Annotated in this window: 4 protein-coding genes; 3 read left to right on the forward strand and 1 reads right to left on the reverse strand. The window is 61.4% G+C overall.

What is annotated here, in order from left to right:
* Positions 1 to 206: 206 nt before the first annotated feature.
* The 3 genes from BCY88_RS29825 to BCY88_RS29840 all read left to right on the forward strand — a co-directional run bounded on the left by BCY88_RS29825 (position 207) and on the right by BCY88_RS29840 (position 5,275).
* Positions 207 to 1,859, forward strand: coding sequence for an acetolactate synthase large subunit (locus BCY88_RS29825; protein WP_120347754.1), 1,653 nt, complete (start codon positions 207 to 209; stop codon positions 1,857 to 1,859).
* Positions 1,860 to 1,958: 99 nt separating this feature from the next.
* Entirely contained in the window at positions 1,959 to 3,395 is a 1,437-nt protein-coding gene (locus BCY88_RS29830; RefSeq protein WP_120347755.1) for an aldehyde dehydrogenase family protein, read from the forward strand.
* 386 nt (positions 3,396 to 3,781) lie between these two features.
* A complete protein-coding gene (locus BCY88_RS29840) occupies positions 3,782 to 5,275 on the forward strand; it encodes a DEAD/DEAH box helicase (protein WP_120347758.1) in 1,494 nt (497 codons plus the stop codon).
* 181 nt (positions 5,276 to 5,456) lie between these two features.
* Here BCY88_RS29840 and BCY88_RS29845 read toward each other — a convergent pair.
* Positions 5,457 to 6,592, reverse strand: a protein-coding gene (locus tag BCY88_RS29845; protein ID WP_259461552.1) for an IS3 family transposase whose coding sequence is annotated in 2 segments (ribosomal slippage) — positions 5,457 to 6,334 and positions 6,334 to 6,592 — 1,137 coding nt in all. Because the reading frame shifts where the segments join, the coding sequence is not laid out codon by codon here.
* Positions 6,593 to 6,653 lie beyond the last annotated feature (61 nt).

Consider the following 6,653-nt stretch of genomic DNA (forward strand, 5'->3'; position numbering starts at 1 on the left):
CGTCCGTTTCTGCCTTGCGGCGCTGCCCGCCTGCGCGCATCCTTTCCGTTCGAGTAGTAAGCTGTCCGGCGTGGCATCCGCTGTGCCGGTCTGCCATGCCGCGCGCCGCATGCGTTGCGGCGCCTGTCGTCGTCTTCGATTGTCCGATACCGGACCCCAACGGGCGGGCTTGGAGCCCGTGTCCGTTTCATCAAGCGAGACCCTCCATGAAAGCATCGGACCTGTTCGTCAAATCGCTGGAAGCCGAAGGTGTCGAGTACGTGTTCGGCATCCCTGGTGAAGAAAATCTCGATCTGCTCGAATCGCTGCGCCGCTCGAAAATTCGTCTGATTCTGACGCGTCACGAACAGGCGGCCGGTTTCATGGCCGCCACGTATGGACGCCTCACCGGACGCACGGGCGTGTGCCTCGCCACCTTGGGGCCGGGCGCGACCAATTTCGTGACCGCTGCCGCATACGCGCAGTTGGGCGGCATGCCGATGCTCATGGTGACCGGGCAAAAACCGATCAAGTCGAGCAAGCAGGGGCATTTTCAGATTGTCGACGTGGTGCGGATGATGGAACCGCTCACCAAGTACACGCGGCAGATCGTCTCGATCGGCAATATTCCGGCTGCGGTGCGTGAGGCGGTCCGTCAGGCGGAAGAAGAGCGGCCCGGCGCCGTGCACCTTGAATTGCCGGAAGACGTGGCGCACGAAGAGGGCGACGGCAAGCCGATACCGAAGAGCTTCAGCCGCCGTCCGGTTGCCGAAGAAAAGGCCGTGGCGCGCGCGGTCGAGGCGATTACGAACGCGAAGCATCCCTTGCTGATGATCGGCGCGGGCGGCAATCGCAAGACCACCACCAAGATGTTGCGTGAGTTCGTCGACCAGATCGGCATTCCCTTTTTTACGACGCAGATGGGCAAGGGCGTGATCGACGAATCACACCCGATGTGGCTCGGCAACGCGACCTTGTCCGACGGCGACTTCGTGCACCGCGCGATCGACCACGCCGATTGCATCATCAATGTCGGTCACGACGTGATCGAGAAGCCGCCGTTCTTCATGCGCAGCGGCGAGGCCGGCGAGAAGACAGTGATTCACGTCAATTTTCTCGGCGCGGAAGTCGATACGGTGTATTTCCCGCAGATCGAAGTGGTGGGCGACATCGCCAACGCGGTGTGGCAGTTGAAGGAAAGCCTCAAGGAGCGCCAGGAGCATTGGGACTTCTCGCGTTTCAAGGAGATCAAACAGCACTTCGAGGCGCATCTGGTCAAAGGTCAGCTCGACGACCGCTTCCCGATGTACCCGGTGCGGATCGTCAACGACGTCTACGAAACCACGCCGGTGGACGGCATCGTGTGTCTGGACAACGGCATGTACAAGATATGGTTCGCGCGCTACTACCGTGCGCATGAACCGAATTCGCTGCTGCTCGATAACGCGTTGGCGTCGATGGGCGCCGGCTTGCCGTCGGCGATCGCGACCAAGATCGTGCACCCGGACCGCAAGGTCATGGCGGTGTGCGGCGACGGCGGTTTCATGATGAATTCGCAGGAGCTGGAAACGGCCGTGCGTCTGAAGCTCGATCTCGTGATTCTGATTTTGCGCGACGACGCGTTCGGCATGATCCGCTGGAAGCAGGAAAACATGAACTTCCCGGACTACGGCATGACGCTGAGCAATCCCGATTTCGTCGCGTATGCAGAGAGTTATGGCGCGAAAGGGCATCGCATCGAGTCGGCCGCGGAATTCGCGCCGCTGCTGCGCGAGTGTTTCGCAACGCCGGGTGTGCATGTGATCGATCTGCCGATCGACTACTCGGACAACGAGCGCGTGTTGAATCGCGAGATCAAGCGGCTCTCGGCGCAACTATGAGCGGGACAGTGATGGATGGAGCGGCCATGAGCGGCAACGAGGCATAGCCTTGGCAGGCTGCATGGCTGATGTCAGGCATCGAATCAAGGAGAACGCGTCATGTTGAACAAGACTTACCCGTACTACCTCGCCAACGTTGCGGTGGCTGCCAATACCGATCTTGAGGTCACGGATAAATTCAGTGGCGAAGTGGCCACCCGTGTGGCGATGGCGGACGCGGCGGCGATCGATAAAGCGATCGGCTATGCCGTCGAGGCAATGCCCGCGTTGCGTGCGTTTCCACCGTTCAAGCGCCAGGCCGTGCTCGAACATTGCGTGAAGCGGTTCCGCGAGCGTTACGACGAGTTGGCGCTTGCGCTGTGTATCGAAGCTGGCAAGCCGATCAACGACTCGAAAGGCGAGGTTACGCGTTTGATCGATACGTTCAAGGTGGCGGCTGAAGAGTCGGTGCGCATCGACGGCGAGATCATCAATCTGGAAATTTCACCGCGGGCGAAGGGTTACCACGGCTATGTGAAGCGTGTGCCGATCGGCCCGTGCTCATTTATCTCGCCGTTCAATTTCCCGCTGAACCTGACCGCGCACAAGGTCGCGCCGGCGATCGCGGCGGGTGTGCCGTTCGTGTTGAAACCGGCGAGCCGCACGCCGGTCGGCGCGCTCATCATGGGCGAGATTCTGGCCGAAACCGACTTGCCGAAAGGCGCGTTCTCGATTCTCCCGGCGCATCGCGACGGCGCCGATCTGTTCACCACCGACGAGCGTTTCAAGCTGCTGTCGTTCACGGGCTCGCCCGCGGTGGGCTGGGACCTGAAGAAAAAGGCCGGCAAGAAGAAGGTGATTCTGGAGTTGGGCGGCAACGCGGCGGCGATCGTCGACGGCGATCAGGGCGGCAAGCTTGACTACGTGGTCGACCGGCTGGCGTTCGGCGCGTTCTATCAGTCGGGGCAGAGTTGCATCGGCGTGCAGCGGATTCTGGTGCATGCGAGCATTTACGACGCGCTGCGCGAGAAGCTGATCGCGAAGACGAAGTCGCTTGTCATGGGCGATCCGAAGGACGAAAAGACCTTTGTCGGGCCAATGATCTCGGAATCGGAGTCCAAACGTCTCGCCGGCTGGATGGACAGCGCGGTGCAGGCGGGCGCGAAGATTGTCGCCGGCGGCAAGGTGGAGGGCGCGATGTTCGAGGCCACGCTGCTCGAAGGCGTGAAGCGAGACACCGATCTCTATCGCAAGGAAGCCTTCGGCCCGGTGGCCATTCTGGAGCGTTTCGACGATTTCGACGCCGCGCTGGCCACCGTCAACGACAGCGATTTCGGCCTGCAAGCCGGCATATTTACCGATTCGCTCGCGCATGCGCACCGCGCATGGGATTTACTTGAGGTGGGCGGCGTGGTGATCAATGACGTGCCGTCGTTCCGGGTCGACAACATGCCGTATGGCGGCGTGAAGGATTCCGGGCTGGGGCGCGAGGGTGTGCGCTACGCGATCGAGGATATGACCGAGATGCGCCTGATGGTGATGCGCGAGACGTGGTGACGGGCGCGCTCGCTGTCACGTAACTGTCGCGTAGGCGAACTACGCTGCCAGCGAGGCGCGCGGGCGTGTGGCGGCGTTTCAGGCCGTTTCTGGACGTTTCTGGACGTTTCAGGCCGGAGCGCCGGTGCCTGGATTTGACCGCAGCCGGCCGGCTTTCGCCGGCGTAAGCAGAAAGCCGGCAGATGCGCCATGAGTGTTTTTGCTGAAGTGCTACAATACCGGCCTTTCCGGCGGGTGTTTCCGCCGGCCGGAGCCGGCCGCATTTTTCCCGTAACACCGACGGGTCCCGTGCGGAACGCCGTGGCTCCGCCTTCATCCTGATGCCCTCTGCGGTTCCGACCGCTGCCGCGCGCACCGCGCCAAGCGCATTTTTAGCGAAAGCCACCATGTCCGACACAGCCGTCACGCCCAGCACTGCGACTTTTGATCAATTCGGTCTCGCGCCCGATATCCTGAAAGCCGTCAAGGAATCGGGCTACACCGTTCCTACGCCGATCCAGGCGCAGGCGATCCCCGTCGTGCTGGCCGGCCGTGACGTCATGGGCGCAGCGCAAACCGGCACCGGCAAAACCGCCAGCTTCTCGCTGCCGATCATCCAGCGCCTGCTGCCGCAGGCCAGCACGAGCGCATCGCCCGCCCGCCATCCGGTGCGCGCGCTGATTCTTACGCCGACTCGCGAACTGGCCGACCAGGTGGCGGCGAACGTGCAGTCGTACGCGAAGCACACGGCGCTGCGCAGCGCCGTGGTGTTCGGCGGTGTCGACATGAATCCGCAGTCCGAGCAGTTGCGCCGCGGCGTCGAAATTCTGATCGCCACGCCGGGCCGTCTGCTCGACCACGTACAGCAGAAAACCGCCAATCTCGGCCAGGTGCAGATCCTCGTGCTCGACGAAGCCGACCGGATGCTCGACATGGGCTTCCTGCCGGATTTGCAGCGCATCCTGAACCTGCTGCCGAAGGAACGTCAGACGCTGTTGTTTTCTGCCACGTTCTCGGGCGAAATCAAGAAACTTGCCGCTACCTATCTGCGCGACCCGCAGACCATCGAAGTCGCGCGCAGCAATTCGACCGCGACCAATGTGACGCAGATCGTTTATGAGGTCGCCGAGGGCGACAAGACCGCTGCCGTCGTTAAGCTGATTCGCGACCGCGGCCTCAAGCAGGTGATCGTGTTCTGTAACAGCAAGATCGGCGCGAGCCGCCTTGCGCGCAGTCTGGAGCGTGACGGTGTGGTCGCTACGGCGATTCACGGCGACCGCTCGCAGAATGAACGGATGCAGGCTCTGGATGCATTCAAGCGCGGTGAAATCGAGGCTCTGGTGGCGACTGACGTCGCTGCGCGCGGTCTGGATATTGCCGAGTTGCCCGCCGTGATCAATTTCGATCTGCCGTTCAATGCGGAAGATTATGTGCACCGGATTGGGCGCACGGGGCGTGCCGGGGCTTCCGGTGATGCGTTGTCGCTGTGCAGCCCGAATGAGCGCAAGCAGTTGGCCGATATCGAGAAGCTGATCAAGCGGCCTTTGGAGGTGCAGCGCTTGACCGTGGATGCGCCGGTGCGGCATCACCATGAAGAGCGCGCGCCGCGGCGTGAGCGGGTGGACGGCCGTGCTGAAGGCCGCGACGAGCGCGGCAGTCGCCGGCGTTCGGGGGCCTCGTCGTCGGGGTCGTTCGATCGGCCGCATCATCATCGCGCGCAACCGGTGGATGATTTCTTTCTTAAGCCTTATGAGCCTTCGGCGGCTTCTGTGAGGAAGGTTGAGGAGGCTGCTGCGGCTTCTGCTTCTTCTGGTGCGCCGCAGAAGTCTGCTTCCAAGCAGCCGCTGGCTGCGCTGTTGGGTGGGTTTGGGATGCCCAGGAAGTCGACTTCTTCTTCCTGATTTTTTGGTTTTTTGGTTTTGCCTTCGCGGCGCTTTTTGTCTGTGGTTTTGTGGGGTTGGCCTTTTCTTGCTCTGGGTTTTTTGGCCTTTCCTTGCTTTGTTAGTGGTCTATTAGTGTTGCCCCTGTGCGGGGCGGCACCTGTAGTGGTCAAGTAAACCTGGACACCCCGAAAGGTGAATTCTAAAAAAGTGCAGCTTCGTATCGTGCCGGTGGCAGACCGTCTGCCGCTGAATGGATGCGCCTGTAGTTATAAAAGTCGTCGATGTAGGCCCCGATGTCGCGTTCCGCATATGCGTGGTCGGGGTACCCTTTATCGTCGATCCATTCGCTTTTGAGACTTCTAAAGAAGCGCTCCACCGGCGCGTTATCCCAGCAGTTCCCCTTTCTGCTCATGCTCTGGATGATGCCGTTTGCCTTCAGCTCGTTCACGAAGTGCGCGCTGGTGTACTGGCATCCCTGATCCGAGTGGAACATCAGGCCCGGTGGCGGCCGTCGATGCTCGCGCGCCTGCTGCAAAGCCCTGATAACCAGTACCGTATCGGGCAGTTGCGCAAACGCCCAGCCGACGATACGGCGTGAATACAGATCCATCACGATGGCCAGATAGGACCAGCCCTGAAGCGTTCTCACGTACGTAATATCGCCCGCCCATACCTGATTGATCGACGACGGCTCGAACCGACGCTCAAGCAGGTTGGGAGCCACCAGCGCTTCACCGTCAGTCTTGCGATAACGGTGCGTTCGTCGTCGCGCCACCGCCAGTTGTGCCTCGCGCATCAGCGATCGGGCACGGTAACGCCCGATCGCGTGGCCTCGCTGCTGCAAGGCCTGAGCCATTCTGCGACTGCCATAGCTGGCGCGGCTTTCGCCGTGAATTTCGCGCACCGCCTTGAGCAGCGCGGGCGCAGCAGCAACTCTGGCGGGCCGTGTGGAAACGGCGTAATAGCTGCTTCGAGGCACCTTCAGCAGCTCGCACATCACGCTCACCGGCCAGGCCTTCTTCAGCGAATGGATCACTTCGATGAGCGATCCATTTCCTTGACGAAGAAGGCCGTGGACTTTTTTAGGATCTCGCGCTCCCTTTCGAGCTCGATCACCCGCGCCTCCAGTTCCCGGATGCGTCGCTGGTCGGCCTTGACCTGAATCTCAGTGCGCGGCGGCTCAGCCTGTTCGGCCCGCCACTGCGCAACCCATCGCCGCAAGGCCGTGTCTCCTACGCCCAGCGCCTCACAGGCCTTGGAGAATGAATAGCCCTGGGCAACCACCAGTTGCACCGCTTCAGCCTTGAATTCGTCAGTTATGTTCCGTCTGCTCATCTCTCACCTCAGTTGGAGAATTATCCCCTTTAGAGGTGTCCAGGACCATTGGACCACTACA

This window comes from Paraburkholderia fungorum, from assembly GCF_003610895.1.
Taxonomy (GTDB): Bacteria; Pseudomonadota; Gammaproteobacteria; order Burkholderiales; family Burkholderiaceae; genus Paraburkholderia; species Paraburkholderia fungorum_B.